General features: G+C 56.2%; 30 protein-coding genes. 20 read left to right on the forward strand and 10 right to left on the reverse strand.

The genetic code is table 11. The annotated features are described in order from the left end of the window. Window positions 1-11: 11 nt before the first annotated feature. The gene (locus tag ACNY69_RS04165; RefSeq protein WP_128084347.1) at window positions 12-260 is read right to left on the reverse strand and encodes a hypothetical protein; all 249 of its coding nucleotides are present in this window, start codon (window positions 258-260) and stop codon (window positions 12-14) included. 271 nt (window positions 261-531) lie between these two features. Here ACNY69_RS04165 and ACNY69_RS04170 point away from each other — a divergent pair, with 271 nt between their 5' ends. Then, on the forward strand, window positions 532-732 hold the full coding sequence (locus tag ACNY69_RS04170) for a hypothetical protein (RefSeq protein ID WP_111139975.1): 201 nt from the start codon (window positions 532-534) through the stop codon (window positions 730-732). 135 nt (window positions 733-867) lie between these two features. On the opposite strand, the gene ACNY69_RS04175 is transcribed toward ACNY69_RS04170, so the two are convergent. Then, entirely contained in the window at window positions 868-1,209 is a 342-nt protein-coding gene (locus tag ACNY69_RS04175) for a hypothetical protein (protein WP_111139976.1), read from the reverse strand. A 188-nt stretch (window positions 1,210-1,397) separates the two neighbouring features. Beyond that, window positions 1,398-1,709, reverse strand: a complete 312-nt coding sequence (fliE, locus tag ACNY69_RS04180; protein WP_111139987.1) for a flagellar hook-basal body complex protein FliE — start codon at window positions 1,707-1,709, stop codon at window positions 1,398-1,400. A gap of 230 nt (window positions 1,710-1,939) precedes the next feature. Here fliE and fliF point away from each other — a divergent pair, with 230 nt between their 5' ends. The 15 genes from fliF to ACNY69_RS04255 all read left to right on the forward strand — a co-directional run bounded on the left by fliF (window position 1,940) and on the right by ACNY69_RS04255 (window position 15,796). Continuing rightward, entirely contained in the window at window positions 1,940-3,661 is a 1,722-nt protein-coding gene (gene fliF / locus ACNY69_RS04185; protein ID WP_418797392.1) for a flagellar basal-body MS-ring/collar protein FliF, read from the forward strand. Then, window positions 3,658-4,650: a flagellar motor switch protein FliG gene (gene fliG / locus ACNY69_RS04190; RefSeq protein WP_008926874.1), complete on the forward strand. Its 993-nt coding sequence runs from the start codon at window positions 3,658-3,660 to the stop codon at window positions 4,648-4,650. Before fliF ends, fliG begins: the two co-directional genes overlap by 4 nt. Next, window positions 4,643-5,335 (forward strand): flagellar assembly protein FliH, encoded by a 693-nt coding sequence (gene fliH, locus ACNY69_RS04195; protein WP_111139989.1) that lies wholly within the window; start codon window positions 4,643-4,645, stop codon window positions 5,333-5,335. Before fliG ends, fliH begins: the two co-directional genes overlap by 8 nt. Beyond that, a complete protein-coding gene (gene fliI / locus ACNY69_RS04200; RefSeq protein ID WP_140916955.1) occupies window positions 5,335-6,699 on the forward strand; it encodes a flagellar protein export ATPase FliI in 1,365 nt (454 codons plus the stop codon). The genes fliH and fliI overlap by 1 nt, the downstream gene beginning before the upstream one ends. A 25-nt stretch (window positions 6,700-6,724) precedes the next feature. Continuing rightward, complete coding sequence (fliJ, locus tag ACNY69_RS04205; protein WP_111139991.1) at window positions 6,725-7,168, forward strand: flagellar export protein FliJ; 444 nt, start codon at window positions 6,725-6,727, stop codon at window positions 7,166-7,168. Further along, window positions 7,165-8,430, forward strand: coding sequence for a flagellar hook-length control protein FliK (locus ACNY69_RS04210; RefSeq protein WP_418797393.1), 1,266 nt, complete (start codon window positions 7,165-7,167; stop codon window positions 8,428-8,430). Before fliJ ends, ACNY69_RS04210 begins: the two co-directional genes overlap by 4 nt. Before the next feature lie 129 nt (window positions 8,431-8,559). Continuing rightward, entirely contained in the window at window positions 8,560-9,045 is a 486-nt protein-coding gene (fliL, locus tag ACNY69_RS04215) for a flagellar basal body-associated protein FliL (protein WP_418797394.1), read from the forward strand. Window positions 9,046-9,049: 4 nt separating this feature from the next. After that, the gene (gene fliM, locus ACNY69_RS04220; RefSeq protein ID WP_293771461.1) at window positions 9,050-10,057 is read left to right on the forward strand and encodes a flagellar motor switch protein FliM; all 1,008 of its coding nucleotides are present in this window, start codon (window positions 9,050-9,052) and stop codon (window positions 10,055-10,057) included. Next, window positions 10,050-10,460: a flagellar motor switch protein FliN gene (fliN, locus tag ACNY69_RS04225; protein ID WP_111142212.1), complete on the forward strand. Its 411-nt coding sequence runs from the start codon at window positions 10,050-10,052 to the stop codon at window positions 10,458-10,460. Before fliM ends, fliN begins: the two co-directional genes overlap by 8 nt. 13 nt (window positions 10,461-10,473) lie before the next feature. Then, on the forward strand, window positions 10,474-10,872 hold the full coding sequence (gene fliO / locus ACNY69_RS04230) for a flagellar biosynthetic protein FliO (protein ID WP_111142211.1): 399 nt from the start codon (window positions 10,474-10,476) through the stop codon (window positions 10,870-10,872). After that, the gene (gene fliP / locus ACNY69_RS04235; RefSeq protein WP_111142214.1) at window positions 10,872-11,603 is read left to right on the forward strand and encodes a flagellar type III secretion system pore protein FliP; all 732 of its coding nucleotides are present in this window, start codon (window positions 10,872-10,874) and stop codon (window positions 11,601-11,603) included. The genes fliO and fliP overlap by 1 nt, the downstream gene beginning before the upstream one ends. Before the next feature lie 25 nt (window positions 11,604-11,628). Then, entirely contained in the window at window positions 11,629-11,898 is a 270-nt protein-coding gene (gene fliQ / locus ACNY69_RS04240) for a flagellar biosynthesis protein FliQ (RefSeq protein WP_003854466.1), read from the forward strand. Beyond that, the gene (gene fliR / locus ACNY69_RS04245; RefSeq protein WP_367395571.1) at window positions 11,898-12,683 is read left to right on the forward strand and encodes a flagellar biosynthetic protein FliR; all 786 of its coding nucleotides are present in this window, start codon (window positions 11,898-11,900) and stop codon (window positions 12,681-12,683) included. Before fliQ ends, fliR begins: the two co-directional genes overlap by 1 nt. Window positions 12,684-13,311: 628 nt before the next feature. Continuing rightward, window positions 13,312-13,947 (forward strand): transcriptional regulator RcsA, encoded by a 636-nt coding sequence (gene rcsA / locus ACNY69_RS04250; protein ID WP_009089542.1) that lies wholly within the window; start codon window positions 13,312-13,314, stop codon window positions 13,945-13,947. Window positions 13,948-14,089: 142 nt separating this feature from the next. Then, on the forward strand, window positions 14,090-15,796 hold the full coding sequence (locus ACNY69_RS04255; protein ID WP_418797395.1) for a methyl-accepting chemotaxis protein: 1,707 nt from the start codon (window positions 14,090-14,092) through the stop codon (window positions 15,794-15,796). Window positions 15,797-15,937: 141 nt separating this feature from the next. On the opposite strand, the gene dsrB is transcribed toward ACNY69_RS04255, so the two are convergent. After that, window positions 15,938-16,132, reverse strand: coding sequence for a protein DsrB (gene dsrB, locus ACNY69_RS04260; RefSeq protein WP_111141182.1), 195 nt, complete (start codon window positions 16,130-16,132; stop codon window positions 15,938-15,940). Window positions 16,133-16,195: 63 nt separating this feature from the next. Next, window positions 16,196-16,354, reverse strand: a complete 159-nt coding sequence (locus ACNY69_RS04265) for a YqaE/Pmp3 family membrane protein (protein ID WP_111141183.1) — start codon at window positions 16,352-16,354, stop codon at window positions 16,196-16,198. Window positions 16,355-16,667: 313 nt separating this feature from the next. Here ACNY69_RS04265 and ACNY69_RS04270 point away from each other — a divergent pair, with 313 nt between their 5' ends. From ACNY69_RS04270 to ACNY69_RS04280, 3 genes are all read left to right on the forward strand, one after another. Continuing rightward, entirely contained in the window at window positions 16,668-16,913 is a 246-nt protein-coding gene (locus tag ACNY69_RS04270) for a DUF2525 domain-containing protein (RefSeq protein ID WP_418797397.1), read from the forward strand. A gap of 353 nt (window positions 16,914-17,266) precedes the next feature. Further along, window positions 17,267-18,055 carry a mannosyl-3-phosphoglycerate phosphatase-related protein gene (locus tag ACNY69_RS04275; protein ID WP_111141185.1) on the forward strand — a complete coding sequence of 263 codons (789 nt, stop codon included), beginning with the start codon at window positions 17,267-17,269 and terminating at the stop codon, window positions 18,053-18,055. Between the two features lie 30 nt (window positions 18,056-18,085). Further along, on the forward strand, window positions 18,086-19,306 hold the full coding sequence (locus ACNY69_RS04280) for a glycosyltransferase family protein (protein WP_111141186.1): 1,221 nt from the start codon (window positions 18,086-18,088) through the stop codon (window positions 19,304-19,306). A 63-nt stretch (window positions 19,307-19,369) separates the two neighbouring features. On the opposite strand, the gene ACNY69_RS04285 is transcribed toward ACNY69_RS04280, so the two are convergent. The 5 genes from ACNY69_RS04285 to ACNY69_RS04305 form a co-directional block, all read right to left on the reverse strand. Continuing rightward, entirely contained in the window at window positions 19,370-19,564 is a 195-nt protein-coding gene (locus ACNY69_RS04285; RefSeq protein ID WP_111141187.1) for a YodC family protein, read from the reverse strand. A 187-nt stretch (window positions 19,565-19,751) separates the two neighbouring features. Further along, window positions 19,752-19,883, reverse strand: a complete 132-nt coding sequence (locus ACNY69_RS04290) for a hypothetical protein (protein ID WP_003854444.1) — start codon at window positions 19,881-19,883, stop codon at window positions 19,752-19,754. Window positions 19,884-19,916: 33 nt separating this feature from the next. Then, complete coding sequence (locus ACNY69_RS04295) at window positions 19,917-20,828, reverse strand: DUF808 domain-containing protein (RefSeq protein WP_111141188.1); 912 nt, start codon at window positions 20,826-20,828, stop codon at window positions 19,917-19,919. 10 nt (window positions 20,829-20,838) lie between these two features. Further along, window positions 20,839-21,114: a hypothetical protein gene (locus ACNY69_RS04300; RefSeq protein WP_293771487.1), complete on the reverse strand. Its 276-nt coding sequence runs from the start codon at window positions 21,112-21,114 to the stop codon at window positions 20,839-20,841. A gap of 52 nt (window positions 21,115-21,166) precedes the next feature. Next, window positions 21,167-21,646: a very short patch repair endonuclease gene (locus tag ACNY69_RS04305; protein WP_418797400.1), complete on the reverse strand. Its 480-nt coding sequence runs from the start codon at window positions 21,644-21,646 to the stop codon at window positions 21,167-21,169. A 189-nt stretch (window positions 21,647-21,835) separates the two neighbouring features. Between ACNY69_RS04305 and dcm the strand changes: the two genes are divergently transcribed. Continuing rightward, window positions 21,836-23,221: a DNA (cytosine-5-)-methyltransferase gene (gene dcm, locus ACNY69_RS04310; RefSeq protein ID WP_418797401.1), complete on the forward strand. Its 1,386-nt coding sequence runs from the start codon at window positions 21,836-21,838 to the stop codon at window positions 23,219-23,221. The last annotated feature ends 13 nt before the right edge of the window (window positions 23,222-23,234 follow it).

Consider the following 23,234-nt stretch of genomic DNA (forward strand, 5'->3'; position numbering starts at 1 on the left):
AGCCTGCGGGGTTACAGGGCGTCGGTGAGCTGATCGACCACCACGTTACCCTGCAGGTCGGTCTGCATGATACGGTAACTGACCGGCCACGAGCGGCGGGTACTGAGTTTATCAAACAGGGTCACGCCACCGGTCTTCATCCCCTGACCATTGACGATAATCCATTCCGTGACCTCTTCCTGCCCCCGATTCTTCAGGCTCAGCGAGCGTTGCTCAATCAGCTGATCGTCAGCTTCAATTTTTAAATAGTCTCTTAACATTGTATCCACCTCCTGGTAACGCTGGTCACTATATGCTTTTATTTAATCATTTCAATCGAATTTATTTATCGAGATGGGACTGCCTGACAGTGATCGCCAGCCTGAATCTGCTTACGACGCTGTCTGGCTTTTGCTTTGAATGGCCATTGCACAAAATCCGGAATGGATACGTCACTCGCAGCGACTCTGCTGCTGAAAGTCATCCTCAACTCAGCGCGGATAAGACGCTCAGGCTGGTCTAGACTTAAGAGACTGAAAAAAGGAGCGACGCATGTTTAAGCACAATTCGAACGAAGAACGTAATAAAGAAGGTGATGTCAGCAAGAGCCTGCCGGAAGCAGCCCCGCACGCAGGAAATATGTATGAAGAGGACGATCATCCCGCGACGGATGCGCCGAAAGATCATGGCGAAGTGCCGCGTAAAAACGACGACAGCCAGGATGATAAGAAGGATCCCTTTAAAGCCAGCTAAGGCCAATGGCGCGCCCGACGGGCGCGCGGATTGCAGGATTCAGGCGGTGCCGAAGCCTGTCGGCGTTTTCCCCTTTTCACCTGAGGCATCCCCCGGTTTCCAGGCTGCGATGATCCGTTGTTCTCCTCAGCGGATTTACTTCACCTGTTCGCAATCATACGCGCCCCGTATACGGATCTGGCTCTGGCTGGTGCGGACGATTTCGGCTCTTAACATCCCTTTGCCATCCCGTGTCGTCTGCTCCATATCCACCATCCCCGGTGCCCGGCTGTTTTTGACCCGCAGCTTAATCGTCGCGTTATCGTAATCGCCCTTCTGTTTTGCAAACGTGACCTTCTGCGTCTTTGCGCGCTCCCCATTGACGGAGAACCAGCCGCTGCTGTCCGGTTTAAGGGTGAATGGTCCGCACTGCGTGGAGGCCAGGGCCGAAGAAGAGAGCGCGGTTAAACAGGCGATAAGGGTGAGCGTTTTAAACATAGGTGAGCGTCCTGCTGTTCACAGAAAAGCGGAAAAGCGCGGCAGACGGAGGACCCTTTTGTCTGCCACGCGCTGAAGTAAACAGAAGTATAGCCGGGTGCAGTCACCTTATCACTGGCGGACCTGCCTGCTCCGGCTTCAGAACGCGGAAGGCGTGGCGCTGTGTGATTATTCAGCTCTCAGGCAACCTACACCTGCATATTCATGATTTCGCTGTACGCTGACACCAGCTTATTCCTGACCTGAATCCCCATCTGCATCGAGATTGAAGATTTCTGCAGATCGACCATCACATCATTCAGGGCAATGCCGGGTTTCCCCATCTCAAAATCCTGCGCCTGAGTGCGGGCGGTGGTCTGGGTCTCACTGATCTTATCCAGCGCCGCTTTCATGGTGGCGCCGAAATCGATCTGATGGGTGGCTTCACTGCTGCGGTTGCTGGCCTGCAGTGAGGTCGCCTGCAGCTGCTGCAGCACGCCGTCGATTGCCTGAATGGACATAAACGATACCTTTTAAAGAGGAGTTATTTTTTCTGTGCTCAAAAGTTAGCACGTTGTCAATGAGACAAAGCCGCTAAATGACAGCAAAAAACCTACCTTATCCAGCCATCGAATTTTGCTTATCACCTAATAATGCCTGGCATTGAAGTGGAAATTTTATCTACGCAGGTCAGGGAGTCTGTTTTGCCATCTCAACTTACCCGGTCAATTACGTCAGGCAGGAATCGGTCATGAATGCGAGCACAGCCGCCACAACAGAACAAGATAAGAAAGGCTTCGGTGACCTGCTCGCTCGCCTGCGCGCAAACCCGCGTATCCCTTTAATCGTTGCCGCTGCCGCAGTGGTAGCGATCGTGATCGCGATGGTGCTGTGGGCAAAGCAGCCCAGCTACAGCGTTCTTTATAACAACCTCTCAGATGAGGATGGCGGCGCCATCGTGACTCAGCTGACGCAGATGAACATCCCCTACCGTTTCGCTGAAAACGGCGGCGCGCTGATGGTGCCGGAAGCGAATGTGCATGAGCTGCGTCTGCGTCTGGCTCAGCAGGGTCTGCCGAAAGGCGGCTCTGTAGGCTTTGAGCTGCTGGATAAAGAGAAGTTTGGCATCAGTCAGTTCAGCGAGCAGGTGAACTATCAGCGTGCGCTGGAAGGCGAACTGGCCCGCACCATTGAATCACTCGGTCCGGTCAAAACCGCCCGCGTCCATCTGGCGATGCCTAAACCGACCCTGTTTGTGCGTGAGCAGAAAGCGCCCTCCGCCTCTGTCACCTTAACCCTGCAGCCCGGCCGTGCGCTGGATGAAGGCCAGATTCAGGCGATCGCACACATGGTGTCGAGCAGCGTTGCAGGTTTACCGCCAGGCAACGTCACCGTCGTCGATCAGGCCGGTCGCCTGCTGACCCGCTCCGATGCCGCCGGTCGCGATCTCAATGATGCGCAGCTGAAATATGCCGCAGAAGTTGAAGCGCGCTATCAGCAACGTATTGAAGCGATCCTGAATCCGATTCTCGGTCAGGGTAACGTTCATGCACAGGTCACCGCACAGATTAACTTCGACACCAGCGAGCAGACAGATGAGAAATATCAGCCTAACGCTAACCCGTCGAACACCGCTATCCGTTCGCGGCAGACCAGCACCAGTGACCAGTCTGGTTCCCCATATCCGGGCGGCGTGCCGGGCGCGCTCTCCAATCAGCCTGCGCCAGCCAACACTGCGCCGGTAACGACGCCGAACAACAATGCGGCCAATGGTCAGAACGCGAACGGTCAGAACAATGCGGCTAACAACGCCACGCAGACCACCAGCACCGCCGCCAGCGCAACGCCGACGAACTCACGTCGTGACGACACGGTGAACTACGAACTGGATCGCACCATTCGTCACACCAAAATGAACGTCGGCGACGTGCAGCGTCTGTCGGTTGCGGTCGTCGTGAACTACCGTGCGGATGATAAAGGCAAAGCCATTGCGCTGAATGAGCAGCAGCTAAAACAGATTGAAGATCTGACCCGTGAAGCGATGGGTTACTCTCAGAATCGTGGTGACAGCGTCAACGTGGTGAACTCGCAGTTTAACACCACTGAGCCGATGAGCGTCGACCTGCCCTTCTGGCAACAGCAGTCGTTCTTTGAACAGCTGATGGATGCCGGTAAGTGGCTGCTGGTTGCCCTGGTCGCCTTCATTCTCTATCGCAAACTGGTTCGTCCGCATCTGGTTCGCAAGCAGGCCGCAGACAAAGCCGCTGCTGAAGCCATTGCCGCCCGCGCTGCCGAGAAGCCGGAAGAAGAAGCCTTTAGCGTACAGCTCAGCAAAGATGAGCTGGAGCAGGAACGTAAGTCTAACAACCGCATGAGCGCAGAAGTGATGAGTCAACGCATCCGCGACATGTCAGAAAACGATCCGCGTGTGGTAGCGCTGGTCATTCGTGAATGGATGAGTAAAGAGCTATGAGTCTGACCGGAACTGAAAAAAGCGCCATCCTGATGATGACCATTGGTGAAGAGCGCGCGGCGGAAGTCTTCAAACACCTGAACCAGCGTGAGGTGCAGCACCTGAGCGGCGCGATGGCGAATATGCGTCAGGTGTCGCACAAACAGCTGACCGAGGTCCTGCGTGAGTTCGAAGCGGATGCCGAGCAGTTCGCGGCGCTGAGCCTGAACTCCAACGAATATCTGCGTTCGGTACTGACCCGGGCGCTGGGCGAAGAGCGCGCCTCCAGCCTGCTGGAGGACATCCTCGAAACGCGCGACACCACCAGCGGCATGGAAACACTCAACTTTATGGAGCCGCAGGCTGCTGCCGACCTGATTCGCGACGAGCATCCGCAGATCATCGCCACCATTCTGGTACACCTGAAACGTGCCCAGGCCGCCGACATCGTGGCGCTGTTCGACGAGCGTCTGCGTCACGACGTGATGCTGCGTATCGCCACCTTCGGTGGTGTGCAGCCAGCCGCGCTGGCCGAACTGACCGAAGTGCTGAATGGGCTGCTGGACGGTACCAACCTCAAGCGCGCGAAGATGGGCGGCGTGAGAACCGCAGCCGAGATCATCAACCTGATGAAAACGCAGCAGGAAGAGGCGGTTATCGAAGCGGTACGCGACTTCGATGGCGAACTGGCGCAGAAAATTATCGACGAGATGTTCCTGTTCGAGAACCTGGTGGAAGTGGACGACCGCAGCATCCAGCGTCTGTTGCAGGAAGTGGAGTCCGAGCAGCTGCTGGTGGCGCTGAAAGGTGCCGAACAGCCACTGCGCGAGAAGTTCCTCAAAAACATGTCAGCCCGTGCAGCCGATATTCTGCGCGACGATCTGGCAAACCGGGGTCCGGTGCGTATGTCTGCGGTGGAAAACGAACAGAAAGCGATCCTGCTGGTGGTTCGCCGCCTGGCCGAATCGGGCGAGATGGTAATTGGTGGTGGCGAGGAAACGTATGTCTGATGCATTTTCTGCCCGTCCCTGGCAGCTGTGGCAGCCCACGGATTTAGGCCGTTTCGATGAGCCTGAAGCCGCGCCGGAGCCTGAATTTACCGAATCGGATGATGGCGTCGATGAGCAGCAACTGCAGCTCGAACGCCTGCAGCAGCAGATGCGGAAAGAGGCGCAGGGCCAGGGGTACAACGAAGGCTATCAGCAGGGCATGACCGAAGGTCAGAAAGCGGGCTATGACGCCGGTTTTCAGCAGGGCCTGGTGGATGCCCAGCAGCAGCAGGCGCCGCTTCAGGCGCGGATGCAGCAGCTGGTTACCGAGTTCCAGAACACCCTGGAATCCCTGGACAGCGTGATCGCCGCGCGTCTGATGCAGCTGGCTCTGGAAGCGGCACGCTCCGTTATCGGCCAGGCAACCGCCGTCGATGGCACTGCCCTGCTGCGCCAGATTCAGGGCTTACTGCAGCAGGAACCGATGTTCAGCGGCAAACCGCAGCTGCGTGTTCATCCGGATGACTTACAGCGCATTGAGCAGACCCTGGGCCCGACGCTGGATCTGCACGGCTGGCGTCTGATCGCCGACAGCACCCTCCATCCCGGCGGCTGCAAACTCAGCGCAGAAGATGGTGACCTGGATGCCAGCGTCGCCACGCGCTGGCAGGAACTCTGCCGTCTCGCGGCACCAGGAGAAATTTAATGACCACCCGTCTGAACCGCTGGCTGGGATCGCTGGACGCCTTTGAGAAACGCATCGCCCAGGTGCAACCGGTGCGCCGTTATGGTCGCCTGACCCGCGCCACCGGTCTGGTGCTGGAAGCGACCGGCCTGCAGTTACCGCTGGGGGCAACCTGCATCATTGAACGCAACGATGGCAAAGCCATCAGCGAAATCGAAAGCGAAGTGGTGGGATTTAACGGCCAGAAACTGCTGATGATGCCACTGGAAGAGGTGGACGGCATTTTACCTGGCGCGCGAGTCTATGCCCGTCAGAATGGCGATAACCCGCAGGCAGGCAAGCAGCTGATGCTGGGGCCGGAACTGCTGGGCCGCGTTCTTGACGGCAGTGGCCGTCCGCTGGATGGTCTGCCGTCGCCGGATACAGGCTATCGTGCGCCGCTGATCACACCGCCCTTTAACCCCTTACAGCGTACGCCGATTACCGACGTACTGGATACCGGCGTGCGGGCAATCAACGCGCTGCTGACGGTTGGCCGTGGCCAGCGTATGGGCCTGTTTGCCGGTTCGGGCGTGGGTAAAAGCGTGCTGCTGGGCATGATGGCGCGCTATACCAAAGCGGACGTCATCGTGGTCGGCCTGATCGGTGAACGTGGCCGCGAGGTCAAAGATTTTATCGAGAATATTCTCGGTGCCGAAGGCCGCGCCCGTTCAGTGGTCATCGCCGCCCCGGCCGATGTCTCCCCGCTGCTGCGTATGCAGGGTGCCGCCTACGCCACGCGCATTGCGGAAGATTTTCGCGATCGCGGCAAGCACGTCCTGCTGATTATGGACTCCCTCACCCGCTACGCCATGGCGCAGCGTGAGATTGCGCTGGCGATCGGTGAGCCGCCCGCCACCAAAGGCTATCCGCCTTCCGTGTTCGCCAAACTGCCTGCGCTGGTTGAACGCGCCGGTAACGGCATCGACGGCGGCGGTTCGATTACCGCCTTCTATACCGTTCTGACCGAGGGCGACGATCAGCAGGATCCGATCGCCGACTCCGCGCGCGCCATCCTTGACGGCCACATCGTGCTGTCACGCCGGCTGGGCGAAGCGGGTCACTACCCGGCCATCGATATTGAAGCCTCGATCAGCCGTGCGATGACACATCTGATCGATGAGAACCACTATGCGCAGGTACGCCAGTTCAAGCAGTTGCTCTCCAGCTTCCAGCGTAACCGGGATCTGGTCAGCGTCGGCGCCTACGCCGCCGGGAGCGACCCGATGCTCGATAAAGCCATCAAACTCTATCCGCAGATGGAAGCCTTCCTGCAGCAGGGGATTTTTGAGCGCAGCGATTACGACGACGCCACCCTGCATCTGCATGCGCTGTTTGGACAGTAACACCCTTTAACGCGAGGTAACGGCAATGAAAACTGCAAATGCCATCGACACGCTGCGTGATTTAGCGGAGCAGGATCTCGAACGCGCCGCCATCTACTTAGGCGATATGCGTCGCGGCCAGCATGCCGCCAACGAGCAGCTGACGATGCTGCTCGATTATCAGGACGAATATCGCAACAAACTCAACGATGACATGTCATCAGGTATCGCCAGCACCCGCTGGACCAACTATCACCAGTTTATTCAGACGCTGGAAAAAGCGATCGAGCAGCACCGTAACCAGCTCAATCACTGGAATCAGCGGCTCGAACAGGCGCTGATTAACTGGCGCGACAAGCAGCAGCGGCTGAATGCCTATCAGACCCTGATTACGCGGGCAGCAGAAAACGCATCACGACAGGAAAACCGTCTCGATCAGAAACGGATGGACGAATTTGCCCAACGGGCCGCATTGAGGAGAGGCGAATGATTACGCTGCCACACATTGCCACAAAAGCGGCGGTGAAAACTGACGCTGAACCATCAGTTTCAGCTGATGCCACAGCGGGCAATGATGCCCTGCCACAGGACTTTCTGACCGCGCTGGGCAACCAGCTTCTGGGGCTGGCTAAGCAGCCCGGAAAAACGCTGCAATCGGCTGATATGAAAGCCGAAAAAGGCGATGACGCGCGGGCCAAACCTACCCTGAATGCGCTGATGGCGGCACTGGAAAATCCGGCTGCGCTGAGTGGCCTGTTTAAACCGGAAAATATTAAAGCTGATCCAAAATCAGCCGATGATAAAGGCAAGCCGGACGTGGCCGCCCTGAGCGCCAGCGAGCTGCAGAATGTGCAGGCGCTGTTCGCCATGTTACCCGGCGTGACCACCGCCGCTGCCGCAACGCCGACCCCGGTCAGCGCTGAGGCCGGCGAGCTGATAGCTCAGGCTGGCGGCGACCGCAAAGCACAGAACCCGCTGATGCAACTGCTCAACAGTGCACAGACTACTGCGCCAGCGGATAAAGCTGAGAAACATGACGCGAAAGGCGCCGCCGCGGATGCCTCTGCGGCCAGCAGCGCAGCCAGCCAGGGTTCAGCCCCGGCGAAAAGCGCAACCGGCACTGGCCTGACGCCCGATGCCAGTTTCCAGCAGGCGCTGAACACGCTCGTGAAGCAGGATGACCAGGCGGCGGTGAAAGCCAGTAACAGCGATAACGCGCTCACCGCGACCCCGGTGAGCAGCGCCAGCAGCCTGCCGGCCCCGGTGACCGCCTCTGCGACCAGCAGCACGCCAGCCACGCCGATGCTGAATGCGCAGCTGGGCAGCGACGAATGGCAGCAGGCGCTGAGTCAGCAGATTGTCATGTTCAGCCGCAACGGTCAGCAGAATGCGGAATTGCGTCTGCACCCGGAAGATCTTGGCGCTATCCAGATTAGCCTGAAACTGGATAACGACCAGGCACAAATTAGTCTGGTTTCCAGCCACAGCCATGTCAGATCGGCGCTGGAAGCCGCGATACCGCAGCTGCGCAGCGCACTGGCAGAGAGCGGTATTAACCTGGGCGAGAGTCAGGTGAGCAGTGACAGTTCCGCGCAGGGCCAGAGCTTCCAGCAGCAGGAGGCGCCTCGCGATGGACAGCATGGCCGCTTCTCCCTCTCCCAGGACAGTGACACCGACATCACGCCGATTGCCGTCCCCGCCGCCCTTCAGGCTCGCGTCAGCGGCAACAGCGCCGTCGACACTTTTGCCTGACAGCGACAAACGCTGAAGGTAAGCGTAAAACCCGCGTCTTTTCTTCCCATTGGTTTGACTTAAGACGCGGGATAATCTGTCCCGTGAGCCGAGAGGCTTGCCCATAATTCACAGGAAGTAACTGCAACCATGTCTGAAAACGCAAAAGCAAAAGGCCGCAAACGTAAACTCTTAATACCGGTGTTGCTCATTGTGACGCTGGCCGCTTGCAGCGTGGCAGGCTATGCAGTCTGGCGAATGATGAACAAACACGAGGGCGATAAGCCTGAGGTGGCGAAAGTTGAACCGCCTCCCGCTCCGGTCTTTTTTGCACTTGATACATTTACGGTTAACCTGGTCAATCCCGACAACGATCCTGACCGCGTGCTTTACGTAGGCTTTACCCTGCGTCTGGCCGATGAGGATACCCGTCGTCGGCTGAATGATTATCTGCCTGAGGTGCGCAGCCGTCTGCTGCTGCTGCTCTCGCGTCAGAGTGCTGCGGCGCTGGCGACCGAGCAGGGAAAACAGGTGCTTGTTGAACAAATCAAACAGGCGCTAGCCCCACCGCTGGTAAAAGGTCAACCTCCGCAGGTCGTAAACGATGTGCTGTTTACTGCCTTCATTTTGAGGTGAATCAATGGGCGATAGTATTCTCTCCCAGGCTGAAATTGACGCCCTTCTGAACGGCGACAGCGGCAGCGCGGAAGAAGAAAAGAAACAAAGCGGGCCGGAAGGCGACATTCGTCCTTACGACCCGAATACCCAGCGTCGCGTGGTGCGCGAGCGTCTGCAGGCGCTGGAGATTATTAACGAGCGTTTTGCCCGTAGTTTCCGTATGGCGCTGTTTAACCTGCTGCGCCGCAGCCCGGATATCAGCGTCGGGACGATCAAGATTCAGCCGTATCATGAGTTTGCCCGCAACCTGCCGGTGCCGACTAACCTGAACCTGATCCACCTGAAACCGCTGCGCGGCACAGCACTCGTGGTGTTCTCACCGAGCCTGGTGTTTATTGCCGTCGATAACCTGTTTGGTGGCGACGGCCGCTTTCCGACCAAAGTCGAAGGCCGTGAGTTTACCCATACCGAGCAGCGCGTCATCCGCCGCATGCTGAAGCTGGCGCTGGATGGTTACAGCGATGCCTGGAAAGCGATTTATCCTCTGGACGTCGAGTATGTACGTTCAGAAATGCAGGTGAAGTTCACCAACATTACCACCTCACCGAACGATATCGTGGTCAACACGCCGTTCCAGGTGGAGATCGGTAACCTGGTAGGTGAGTTTAATATCTGCATCCCGTTTTCAATGATTGAACCGCTGCGCGAGCTGCTGGTGAATCCACCGCTCGAAAACTCACGTCAGGAAGATAACCACTGGCGTGACAACCTGGTCAAACAGGTGCAGCACTCTGAGCTGGAACTGATTGCACACTTTGCCGAAACCTCACTGCGTCTGTCACGGATCCTGCAGCTGAAACCTGGCGATGTGCTGCCGATTGAGAAGCCGGAACGCATTATCGCGCATGTGGATAGCGTCCCGGTCTTAACCAGCCAGTATGGCACGATGAATGGTCAGTACGCGCTCCGTGTTGAACACCTGATTAACCCGATTTTGAATTCGCTGAACGAGGAACAGCCCCATGACTGACAGTAATAAACCGTCTGACGATATCTCTGCAGACGATCTGTGGGCTGAAGCGATGAATGAGCAGGTCGGCAGCAGCAGCAGCGCGCCGCAGACCGATGACGTCTTTAAATCATTCGACAGCGGCAACGTCGCTGGCTCGCTGCAGGATATCGACCTGATTATGGATATCCCGGTGAAGCTCACCGTAGAACTGGGCCGCACCAAGATGACGATCAAAGAGCTGCTGCGTCTGACGCAGGGTTCCGTAGTGTCACTGGATGGCCTGGCGGGTGAACCGCTGGATATTCTGATCAACGGTTACCTGATCGCGCAGGGTGAAGTGGTGGTCGTGAACGACAAATATGGCGTGCGCATCACTGACATCATCACCCCGTCTGAACGTATGCGTCGTCTGAGTCGCTAAAGAGCCACTGACTATGAACAGCCAGAATCAAACGCTGCAGACGGCGACGCCGCACGCGCAGGCGATCTCTACCGGCTCTATGCTGGCGCAGGTCAGCAGCGTCTTAGCCGTAATTATTCTGTTGATTCTGGCCTGCGCCTGGCTGGCACGTCGTGCCGGCTTCGCGCCGAAGAAAGTCAGTAGCCAGGAGCTGAAGCTCACCGCCAGCGTCTCCGTTGGCCAGCGTGAGCGCGTCGTGATTGTTGATACGGCCGATGCCCGTCTGGTGCTGGGCGTCACCGCGCAGCAGATTACCCATCTGCACACGCTGCCACCGGGTCAGCCGGTCTCCGTGACGCCGGACAATCGTGCGCCACAGGATTTTCGTCAGTTATTACAGAATCTGGTTAAACGTCCCGGAAAACCACAATGATGCGTCGACTGCTTGCTTTATTGCCACTGCTGTTACTGGCACCGGCTGCCCATGCCCAGTTGCCGGGTCTGGTGAGTCACTCGCTGCCTGGCGGCGGTCAGAGCTGGTCCCTGCCGGTTCAGACGCTGGTCTTTATCACCGCCCTGACCTTTATCCCGGCGGTGCTGCTGATGATGACCAGCTTCACCCGCATCATCATTGTATTCGGTTTACTGCGTAACGCCCTGGGCACCCCCTCGGCGCCGCCGAACCAGGTTCTGCTCGGTCTGTCGCTGTTTCTGACCTTCTTTATTATGGCGCCGACCTTCGACAAAATTTATCAGGATGCTTATCTGCCGTTCAGTCAGGACAAGATCAGCATGGATGTCGCGATTGAGAAAGGTGCTCAGCCGCTGCGTGACTTTATGCTGCGTCAGACTCGCGAGGCGGATCTCGCCCTGTTTGCCAGGCTGGCCAATACCGCGCCGATTGCCGGTCCGGAAGCCGTGCCGATGCGCATTCTGCTGCCAGCCTATGTGACCAGTGAACTCAAGACCGCTTTCCAGATTGGCTTTACCGTCTTTATTCCGTTCCTGATCATTGACCTGGTGGTAGCCAGCGTGCTGATGGCGCTGGGGATGATGATGGTTCCACCCGCGACCATATCGCTGCCGTTTAAACTGATGCTGTTTGTTCTGGTCGATGGCTGGCAACTGCTGGTCGGTTCACTGGCGCAAAGTTTCTACTCCTGATCCCCCTTTTTTACCGGAGCAACACATGACACCTGAATCAGTAATGGTAATGGGACAGGAAGCGATGCGCGTCGCCCTGATGCTGGCCGCCCCGCTGCTGCTGGCCGCGCTGGTCAGCGGCCTGCTGATCAGCCTGATCCAGGCGGCGACCCAGGTCAACGAACAGACCTTATCCTTTATTCCCAAGATCCTGGCGGTCGCCACCACCGGTATCATTGCCGGACCCTGGATGCTGAATCTGCTGCTGGACTACATCCGTACCGTCTTTACTAACCTGCCTTATATCATCGGCTGATGATTACTCTCGACAGCAGTCAGCTGGTTCAGTGGGTCAGCCAGTTCTTCTGGCCGCTGGTGCGCATCATGGCGTTGTTCGCCACCGCACCCATCCTCAGTGAACGATCTGTCAGCAAGCGTGTCAAAATCGGTCTGGCGGTGATGATCACCTGGCTGCTGATGCCGCTGTTACCTGCAGTGAATGTCACCCTGTTTTCTCCGGCGGGTTTCTGGCTGCTTATTCAGCAGATGCTAATTGGTATCGCGCTCGGCTTTACCATGCAGTTTGCCTTTGCGGCTGTGCGCTGCGCCGGTGAAGTGATTGGTCTGCAGATGGGCATCTCCTTCGCCACCTTTTTCGATCCCGGCAGCCGTCTTAACATGCCGGTACTGGCCCGTTTCCTCGACATGCTGGCGATGTTACTGTTCCTGACCTTCAACGGGCATTTATGGCTGATCTCGCTGCTGGCGGACAGTTTTCATACGCTGCCGATTGGCGGACACCCGCTGAATGCCAATGCGTTTATGGCGCTGGTGAAATCGGGCGGATTAATTTTCCTTAATGGCATGATGTTAGCGCTACCCTTAATCGTTTTGTTACTCATGCTAAATCTGGTACTAGGTTTGTTAAACCGTGTTTCACCACAGTTATCAATCTTCGCAATTGGCTTTCCGATTACCTTAACAGTCGGAATTTTAACCATCAGCCTGCTGATGCCCCTTCTCGCCCCGTTCTGCGAGCATTTGTTCGGGGAAGTCTTTGATTTACTCACCCTGTTCCTGACAGAACTATCCCGTCCCTGAACATTAAGTTTCTAACTATCTTTACGTTATGAAACTTAAGTATCGCAAAACCATACGTGCATTTTCCGAACCATGTTTTTCAGAATGCAACTAAGGAAATTCTGATAAATGTGCGCAGAGTCTGAAAATAATTCTTATTAAACCGGGCTTCGCGTATTTTAGTTGGGTGGTTCACGGAAGCACTTAGACTGTGAATTGGCGGGCAAATCCGGTAAACCCATGAATTTGATAGAAAAAAAACTTTAAGTGATTTTTCTTGTTAAAAAATGTTTTTTCCGGCATTGTCATCGCACGCTGAGGCGTCACACTTTCGTAAAACAAATGCTTTTGAGAATTATCCTATCAGAAAACTCTGTGTTTTCAGGGATAGTGATTTTGCTCTCAAAAGAACGCGTTTTACTTAACCTCCGGCACTTCACTGGCATTCCCCGCCACGGCCGGAGAATGTATGACGTCAGGGCAGCACAAAATTTTTGCAGAACGGGTCAGGGATGAAGACTTTTACGGGCGGTTGCCTGTTGCCAAACTGCACGAGCAGAATAAAAAAGTACCTAAGAAATCTCTCTCGTACCGCAACGCGTATTCATCGTTGATTTAAACGGATAACAAATTGGTGAGGGTCGCTATTATGCCAACTATTATTATGGATTCCTGCAACTACACACGCCTGGGATTAACAGACTACATGTCTTTAAAAGGAGTTAAGAAGAAGAACATCTCGTCTGTCTCCGATATTGAACAACTACAGCAAAAATGTGAGCAATTAAATCCTGGTGTCGTCTTTATTAATGAAGATTGCTTCATTCATGAGTCTGACTCCAGCGAACGCATTCGCAGCATTATTACACAGCATCCTGACACACTGTTTTTTATATTCATGGCGATCAGCAATATCCATTTTGAGGAATATCTCTACGTTCGTAAGAACCTGATTATTACGTCAAAATCGATGAAGACTTCGACCCTTGATTCCTTACTCAGTACCTATTTGCAGAAGAAGCTTAACCAGTCTGCGCGCATCTCTTCGGGCATGGATGTACATCCGCTGACGCTGAGCCAGACTGAATCAAACATGCTGAAAATGTGGATGTCAGGTCATGATACCATCCAGATTTCAGACAAGATGCAAATTAAGGCCAAGACGGTTTCGTCGCACAAAGGGAATATTAAACGCAAAATCAAAACCCATAATAAGCAGGTTATTTATCATGTTGTTCGTTTGACGGATAATGTGACCTCGGGTATTTACGTTAATATTCGCTGATCGTCGCAAAACAGAAACCGGCCTCAATGGCCGGTTTTTTATTGCACGAAATTGCGATCTGCGTCTCACTCTGGCTGTTAAGTCTTCTGCTCCGGCTGCCGATGTTAAGTTTTATAACAATCAGCCTCATGAGAGCATGGATATGAACACTGCAGTAGATAATGATGGACAGAAAAGCGCGGGCCTCTGGCAGAATCTCCGTCTGGTGCCGCTGTTTAGCCTGATCTTCGGCGGCATTTTGCTGCTGTTTGCACTCTGTATCGGTGTCGCCAGTTACTTCCTGATTTTAAGCAATCACTCTCTTGATGATGCGACCAACGAGATTCAGGTTCGCATGGGCCTTTCAAACAGTTCGAACCATCTGCGTACCGCCCGCCTGACTATTATCCAGGCCGGTGCCGCCGCGCGTATCGGGGAAATGGATGAGTTTCGTGCCAATGTGGCAGCGGCCGAAAAACGCATCCAGCAGGCCAAAGAGGGCTTCGCCGTGTATGAAGCGCGGGAGGTAAAATCGCCCGCCGATACGGAACTCGATAGCAGCCTGAAGGCCCGCTTCAACGATTACATCACCAAAGGCCTGATCCCGATGATCAACGCCGGTAAAGAGGGCAGCTTCGAGGGCATTATCGCTCAGGAAACCGATGTAACCCGCAAGCTGGATGATGACTACAACGCGGTATTGCTGAAGGCGATTAAGATCCGTACTGACCGGGCGATGGCGATCAATGCGCAGGCGGACCATCAGTCGCGCGTCGGCTTTATCTCAATGGCGGTGGCCTTTGCAGCCGCGCTGGTGCTGGTGCTGATGACCTTTGTCTTCCTGCGCCGCGTAGTCATCACGCCGCTGCGCCTGTCGGTGCAGCGTATCGAACGTATTGCTCAGGGTGACCTGACCTCCCCGCCTCTGCCGCATGGCCGCAGTGAGATCGGCACGCTGATCTATAACCTGCAGCTGATGCAGCAGGCGCTGGTCACCACCGTGGGAACGGTGCGTGAAGGTGCGGTGGCGATCTATCAGGGTTCCAGTGAGATTTCTGCCGGTAACACCGACCTCTCGTCACGCACCGAGCAGCAGGCCGCCGCGCTGGAGCAGACCGCTGCCAGCATGGAGCAGCTGACCGCGACAGTGAAACAGAACGCCGAGAATGCACACCACGCCAGTCAGCTCGCGGCCGATGCCTCCGGCAAAGCGCGCAGCGGGGGCGAACTGGTGGGCAGCGTGGTGAAAACCATGAACAATATTTCTGGCAGTTCGAAGAAGATTGCCGAGATCACCAACGTCATTAACAGTATCGCCTTCCAGACCAACATCCTGGCGCTGAATGCGGCGGTTGAAGCCGCGCGTGCCGGTGAACAGGGTCGTGGCTTCGCGGTCGTGGCCAGTGAGGTGCGGAATCTCGCACAGCGCAGTGCGCAGGCGGCTAAAGAGATTGAATCCCTGATCGCCGAGTCGGTCACGCTGATTAATGACGGCTCGCATCAGGTTGGTGCCGCCGGCAACACCATGGGTGAAATTGTCGAAGCGGTGCGTCGCGTGACCGATATTATGTCGGAGATCGCGGCGGCGTCGGACGAGCAGAGCCGGGGGATTCAGCAGGTCAGCCAGGCCGTTACCGAGATGGATAATGTGACCCAGCAGAACGCCTCACTGGTGGAAGAAGCCACCGCCGCAGCTGCCTCGCTGGAAGATCAGGCAGGCAAACTGACCCAGGCCGTGGCAGCGTTCCGTCTGCAGGACGCGCCCGCCGCCCCCCGGACGCCTGCGCGTGAGGCGGCAGCGTTAAAGAGCCCTGCTATTGCCTCCCGTCCGGCGCTGGCCGCCGGTAACGATAACTGGGAAACCTTCTGAGTCAGGCGGCTGACACTGCGGCCACTGCTAACCGAACAACCGGCCGGATGAGTGCGTAACGCCCGTCGCCACCCGGCCTCATAGAGCAAAAAGCCGCCTTCCCGTTTTGCGGGAAGGCGGCTTTTTTACGTCACGTCAGGTTCAGGCGTCCTCGTAAGGCTCAACAAAAATCCCATCCGGCTGATGCAGCTCATTAAAGAACCAGATTCCCAGCGGGTAATCTTCGAGCGCGACCAGAAACATGGTGCCCTCATTAAATGGCTCCATAGCCAGAATAGTGCCGGTGCGGCGCGGGCCGCCATCGGTTTTGACGCTGACGCGGTCATTGACCTTCATTATCGGTTCTCCTGATGAGTAGCTGAATACAGTCTAAACGAAGAACCGTGGCGATGCAGCGCGTTAGCGACGGGCAATCACCCAGACAGCATGAACGATACCAGGAATATAACCACAGAGAGTCAGCAGAATATTCAGCCAGAAAGCGCCGCCAAAACCGACCTGCATAAACACGCCCAGCGGTGGCAACAGGATAGCGATAATAATTTTTAAGATGTCCATAACCCTTCCTTTAGGTGTTGAAATAAATCAGCTTTATCTTCAACTATAGCTGAATCTGCTCTCTTCAGGCGAAAAGTCAGGTAAATCTGAGTAAGGTTACACCTTTTCGCTTTCCTGACAGTTCGCTGCCGGACTTCTGACGTGCCGGGCCGTTACACTCATCCTGCTGCTGCCCCCCCAGAGGTGCAGCCAACCTGTTAGTAACAAGGATTTTGCCCGCGCAGCGCGGGCTTTTTTTCTGCGATCTGCCTGGACTCCCCTTTTACTACCGCGTTCTATACTGATCACTCTGTTTGCATCCGGAGGTCAGCACATGACAGACGAAAAACAGCACAGCGACGGGCAACCGTCCGAACTGAAGGTGGATATCGAGGGATTACTGGCGGCGATTCAGGCCAGGACATCGGGAGAGGTGCGGGATTATATGGAGCAGGAGCAGGAGCAGGAGCAGGCGCCACGGCTGGAAGCGGATGGCCGGATTTTCCACTCTTACAGCGAACTGGCTGAGGCATTCGAAATCGATATCTGCGATTACCGCGCCAGTGAAGCGAATCGCTGAAATCGATTTCAAAAAAATACCCGGCGGGATGGCCGGGTAAAAATTCAATTCGTTACACCAGGGAATTCTTAACACCTGTGCAGATTACGCTATCCCACAGGCGAAACAAGCACCTGATATGCACATTTCTGCACCCTATCCGGAAATTTCAGTTCTGAAGTTACCGAAAATACCGCGTCAGACAGCCACTTAGCCTCTGCGCACTTCGCGCACGTCGCCTGTTCCGGCACGAATTTTTAAGATTAATCCTGGATTCATCGCAGACGGCACATTAAAAAAAGTGTGCGCCAGATTCAACTATAATATTGAAAAATCGCTGCTTTAGCCGCGAACGTGATGAAAGGAGCCTGTTAATGCCCACTCTCCATCAGCCGTTAATGATCGTTACCGACCTGGATGGTTCATTGCTCGACCATCACACCTATCGCTGGGATGCGGCCAGTGAATGGCTTGCCACGCTGAAACAGCAGGCCGTGCCGCTGGTGATCTGTTCCAGTAAAACGGCCGCCGAGATTATTCCGCTGCAGAAAAGGCTGGGTATCAGCGGCTCGCCCTTTATTGCGGAGAACGGCGCCGTGGTACAGACGCACGATCAGCAGCGGGTTCGCCTGGATGACACGCAGACCTATGAGGCGATCTGCGAACGGCTGGCCGCCATGAAAGCCACCTGGCGCTTCACCGGTTTTCATGACTTCTCCGACCCGGACGTGGCTTCGATGACCGGCCTGAGCGAGGCAGATGCGGCGCTGTCGCGTCAGCGCGACGCCTCCGAGGTGGTGGTCTGGCGCGACAGTGAGGAGGCGCTGGCGCAGTTTCGCGAGGCGCTGGGCGCTGAAGGCCTGGCCCTGACTCAGGGTGGCCGTTTCTGGCATGTGATGCCCGCGGGCTGCGGCAAGGGCCAGGCGCTGCGCTGGCTGCTGGATCACTCACCCGGTGAGTCGCGCGTCACCATCGGTCTGGGCGACGGGCCCAACGATGCCCCGATGCTGGATGCGGTGGACTACGCCGTGGTGATCCGGGGCTACAGTAAAACACCGGTCACCCTTACCCGCACCGATCAGCAGCAGGTTTATCACACGGCGCATCACGGCCCTGAGGGCTGGCGTGAAGGGCTGGACTATTTTTTGACTCAACCTCAATAAGCTGCCCGCGGGCATTAAAAGGATGATGCGATGAGTGACTTTTATCAGAATGGCGTAATCACCAATTTCCACAATCTGACCCACCGCAGCGTGGAGTCGCTGGAAAAAGAGATGGTACGCTTTGCCCGCAAACGCAAAATGGGGCTGATCCTGCCATCGCTGTTTTCCGAACTTGAAGGCCCGGCACTGACGAATATCGTCGATGAGCTGGCGAAAGTGCCCTATCTGGACGAAATTGTCATCGGTCTGGATCGGGCTGACCGCGACCAGTTTCTCTATGCGCGCGAATTTTTCTCCCGGCTGCCGCAGCGGCATCGCATTCTGTGGAATGATGGCCCGCGTCTGAAGGCTATTGATGCCGAGCTGGATAAGGAGGGTTTATCCCCTACCCAGCCCGGCAAGGGACGTAACGTCTGGTTCTGCACCGGTTATACGCTGGCATCCGACCGCACCAGCTGCGTCGCCCTGCATGACTGCGATATCGTCACCTACGAGCGCGGAATGCTGGCCCGCCTGCTCTACCCGCTGGCTAATCCGGCCTTTCAGTATGAGTTCTGCAAAGGCTTCTACGCACGCGTGGCCGACGGCAAGCTCAATGGCCGCGTAGGACGGTTGCTGGTCGGCCCGCTGCTGCGCTCGCTGCAGAAAGTCTACGGTCATTCCGAGTATCTGGATTATCTGTCGAGTTTCCGCTATCCCCTGTCCGGCGAGTTTGCCATGCGGACGCATGTGCTGAACGGCATCAAAATTCCGGGAGACTGGGGGCTGGAAATCGGTGTGCTGTCGGAGATTTACCGTAACTATACTACCCGCCAGTCATGTCAGGTGGAGATTGCCGATAACTACGATCACAAGCATCAGCCGCTGGCGGAAGATGATGGCACCGGCGGCCTGAAACGCATGAGCAGTGACATTGTTCAGTCGCTGCTGCGTAAGCTCGCCACGATGGGTGTGCCGCTGACCAGTGACTCGTTCCGGGTGCTGAAGGCGACCTACTACCGTAATGCGCTGGATATGATGGAGACCTATAACCATGAGGCGGCGATGAACGGCCTGAAGTTTGATCAGCATGTCGAGGAAGCGGCGGTGGAGATGTTCACCCAGTCGATCCTGGAAGCGGGTCAGGCCTTTATCGAACGGCCTAACGACAAACCGTTTATTCCGAGCTGGAGCCGGGTGCAGTCTGCGTTCCCGGACGTCTTACAACGCATCTACCAGGCCGTTGAAGAGGATAACGACGGCAACGTCTGAAGCTGAGCGGGCGGCACAGAGTGTGCCCGCCACCGCGTTTTGCTCACCGGGCCTGCCTGGTCGTCAGACCTGCAGGCCTGAGCCCGCCAGCTGCTGCGCCGGTGCTGTCGCACACAGCTCATCGCTGCGGAAAGCTTCACTGCGCACCGCGTAGCCGTCATACCAGCGGCACTCGACCATGCCACTGGCGTAGCCGGTCACCACCATTGTCTGGCCCTCTTCCTTGTGTTGCACTTCCTCACTGATTGCAAAAACCATGATGCGCTCCTTTTACGAATGTTAATAACCGGGGTGATGATTTCCTTTATAGCAGGCGAACGGGGTTCCTGCCTGTTAAGGCACGCAAAAAAAGGGCAAATTCAGAATTAAGCAGAGAGATATGCGGAAAATAAACAAAGCAGATAAAAAATATTACCCGCTTTGAGGAAAGGTTAAGGCGCTGACGTCAGATCTTGCACCCTTCGCAGTCGGCTTCGTCACCGAGATCGTCCGGCACTTCGCTGGCTTTTTTCTCCGCTTTCGCTTCAGCCTGCTCCAGTTGTGCGTCGATATCAAATTCAAACATGTCGTCGTTCATCGTCATTCTCCTGACCGTAAATCACAGTGCGCTTTATACCGATTTACCGCGCACTCTGGCAATAAGGTTAACCACTAACAGCACGATCGACCCAATGATAAAGCCGAGCACCAGGTTAGCACCGTTGCTGAGCAGCATCGCGATCCAGCCATTGAAGCCGCCGCTGACCTCTTCAATCAGATGATGCAGTGGCGCAATGCCGTGCACCACAATGCCGCCGCCGACCAGGAACATCGCAATCGTGCCGACCACCGTGAGGATCTTCATCAGCCAGGGCGCGGCAGCCAGCAGCACACTGCCGATGCCCTGTGCCAGGCGGGACGATTTTTCACGCAGCCAGAATCCCAGGTCATCGATTTTCACAATCGCCGCGACGATGCCATAGACGCCGATAGTGACCAGAATCGCGATGCCCGCCAGAATAATCACCTGATTCAGCAGCGGGGACTCTGAGACGATCCCCAGGGTGATGGCGACGATCTCCGCAGAGAGAATAAAATCGGTCCGCACCGCACCTTTGATTTTTTTCTTTTCAAACTCTGCCGCGTTCTGATTCGCCAGCGAATCCAGTCGCTGCTGACGCGCTTCCGGTGATTTGCTCTGCCTGTCGTGCTGCAGGCTGTGCAGCACCTTTTCCACGCCTTCGTAGCAGAGATAGGCACCACCAATCATCAGCAGCGGCGTGATCAGCCAGGGCGCAAACGCGGAGATGATCAGCGCCAGCGGCACCAGAATCAGTTTGTTAAGAAACGATCCTTTGGCCACACCCCAGACCACCGGCAGCTCGCGATTGGCTTTGACGCCCGTGACCTGCTGGGCATTCAGGGACAGGTCGTCACCCAGCACCCCCGCCGTTTTTTTCGCCGCCACTTTGCCCATGACGGAAATATCATCCAGAAGTGTTGCAATATCATCAAGTAAAGTGAGTAAACTGGTTCCCGCCAAAATCTTATCCTTAGTCTGGTTCGTTATGTTGACAACATGGGCAGCGCTCAATTTCCGTCACGGTCATCTCGGCGATGCCCTCACAATCCCACTCTACCCGCACCGTCTCACCTGCTGTGCCTTCCGCATGCAGATATTTACTGACCGGACTTTCGGTCATGCCGGTGATCGCCTCCGTGGCAATCAGCCTCTCGCCGCTGTAGACCCGCGCGGTCGCTTTGGTGTTGACCATCCGCTCGTCACGGATCTGATAAAGGCGTTTTACCGTCAGTTTTATGCTGCTCATTTCGGCCTCCTGGCCACGGAGAAAGCGCAGATCTAACCAATTATGTCCGGGATTAGCAATCTGCGTGGTAATGATGAATGCCCTGATGATCGATCTCGGCGCTCTCTGACATCACCAGCAGCCACTCCTCCAGCCGCTCCAGCAGATCCTGATCCGTCAGGCGCAGTCTGCCCCGCAGCGCACACTCCCAGATGATCAGCACCTTCCAGCCCGCCTCCCGCAACTGGCGCACGTAACGCCGATCGCGCTCAACGTTACTGTTAATTTTCCCGGTCCAGAACTCGGTGCGCGTTGCGGGCAGCTTAAAGAGATAGCAGTGATGACGATGCCAGAAGCAGCCATGCACAAAAATAATTGCCTGCTGGTCGGTCAGAACGAAGTCGGGCCGTCCCGGCAGATTTTTATCCTGCACGCGGTAGCTGAAGCCACGGTCTTTCAGCAGCAGCGCAATACGCTGCTCAATGGCCGTATCCTGAGCGCGAATCGCACGCATATTCTTGCTGCGTGTTTCGCTGGAGTGAACATCAGCCATAACCTCTCCTTTTTTGCTGGTTATGTAACTTTAGCCTGCGCCGCGAAAAGCGAAAGTCGCCGCCGGTTGACTCTGGATGCGGGGCCGTAAAAGCAGAAGATTCCGGGGGGCCACTGCAGGGCACATCCCGGAATTTCCCTGCAGCGCCGGGAGTGATAGCATAGGCGCCTTACTGTTAAGGAAAAATGCATGCATCCCGCCCTCCTCGCTGAACCACTCTCTGCCGCCCCTTCCTCTGCCGATAGCGCTGAACTCGTGCAGCAGGTGCTGGAAATCTATTCGGTGCGAGATCTCACGGCCCGCCTGCAGCAGGCTGGCTTTACCGGCTGGACGCCAGCCCTGCTGAACCGGGTACGTCAGGGTAAAAGCGCCCTGCCACCGCTGTGTGAGGCAGAGTTGCTGCTGCTGCAGTCACTGCTGCCGTCGCGGCCCGCCCATTATGACGATCCCGAATTCCGTTTTATCGATCTCTTTGCCGGGATTGGTGGTATTCGCAAAGGCTTTGAGGCGATTGGCGGCAAGTGCGTATTCACCAGTGAATGGAACAAAGAGGCGGTGCGCACCTATAAAGCGAACCACTACAGCGATCCGCTGGAGCATCACTTCAATACCGATATCCGTCAGGTCACCCAGCCGGAAGGGCTGACCGGTGATGACGAGATCTATCGGGCAATTGATGCCGCCATCCCCGATCATCAGGTGCTGCTGGCGGGTTTTCCCTGCCAGCCCTTTTCACTGGCAGGCGTCAGCAAAAAGAATGCGATGGGTCGCGCACATGGCTTTGAGTGTCAGGTTCAGGGCACGCTATTTTTCGATGTGGCCCGCATCCTGGCTGCCAAAAAGCCGCCGTTCTTTGTGCTGGAAAACGTGAAGAACCTGAAAAGCCACGATAAAGGCCGGACCTTTGCGATTATCATGGAGACGCTGGATGAACTGGGTTATGACATCGCCGATGCCGGTGCTGTCAGCCCGGACGCCAAAGTGATCGATGCACGTCACTTTCTGCCCCAGCATCGCGAACGCATTGTGCTGGTGGGCATCCGTCGCGATCTGAAAAAGCAGGACTTTACGCTGCGCGATATCCGCCGCTTCTATCCCGCGCAGGTGCCGACCCTGCAGAGCCTGCTGGAGCACGCCCCGGACGACAAATATATCCTGTCGCCGGTGTTGTGGCGCTACCTCTATGAGTACGCGAAGAAACATAAAGCCAGAGGCAACGGGTTTGGTTTTGGCCTGAACGACCCGCGAAATCCTGACTGCTGCGTGCGAACGCTGTCAGCGCGCTATTACAAAGATGGTTCAGAAATCCTGATCGACCGTGGCTGGGACAATGCGCTGGGAGAAGCAGCGTTTCAGAATGCGGAAAATATGGCCCGCCGTCCGCGTCGTCTCTCGCCGCGTGAGTGCGCCCGCCTGATGGGGTTTGATGTGCCAGGCCAGGCGCCCTTCCGTATTCCGGTATCAGACACCCAGGCGTATAAGCAGTTTGGTAATTCAGTGGTGGTGCCGGTGTTCGCAGCGGTGGCTCAGCTCCTGCTGCCGTATATCCGCCAGCTGACCTCGTCATCGCGCTGAATCGCGCTGAAAA

The organism is Pantoea graminicola, from assembly GCF_048452665.1.
Taxonomy (GTDB): domain Bacteria; phylum Pseudomonadota; class Gammaproteobacteria; order Enterobacterales; family Enterobacteriaceae; genus Pantoea.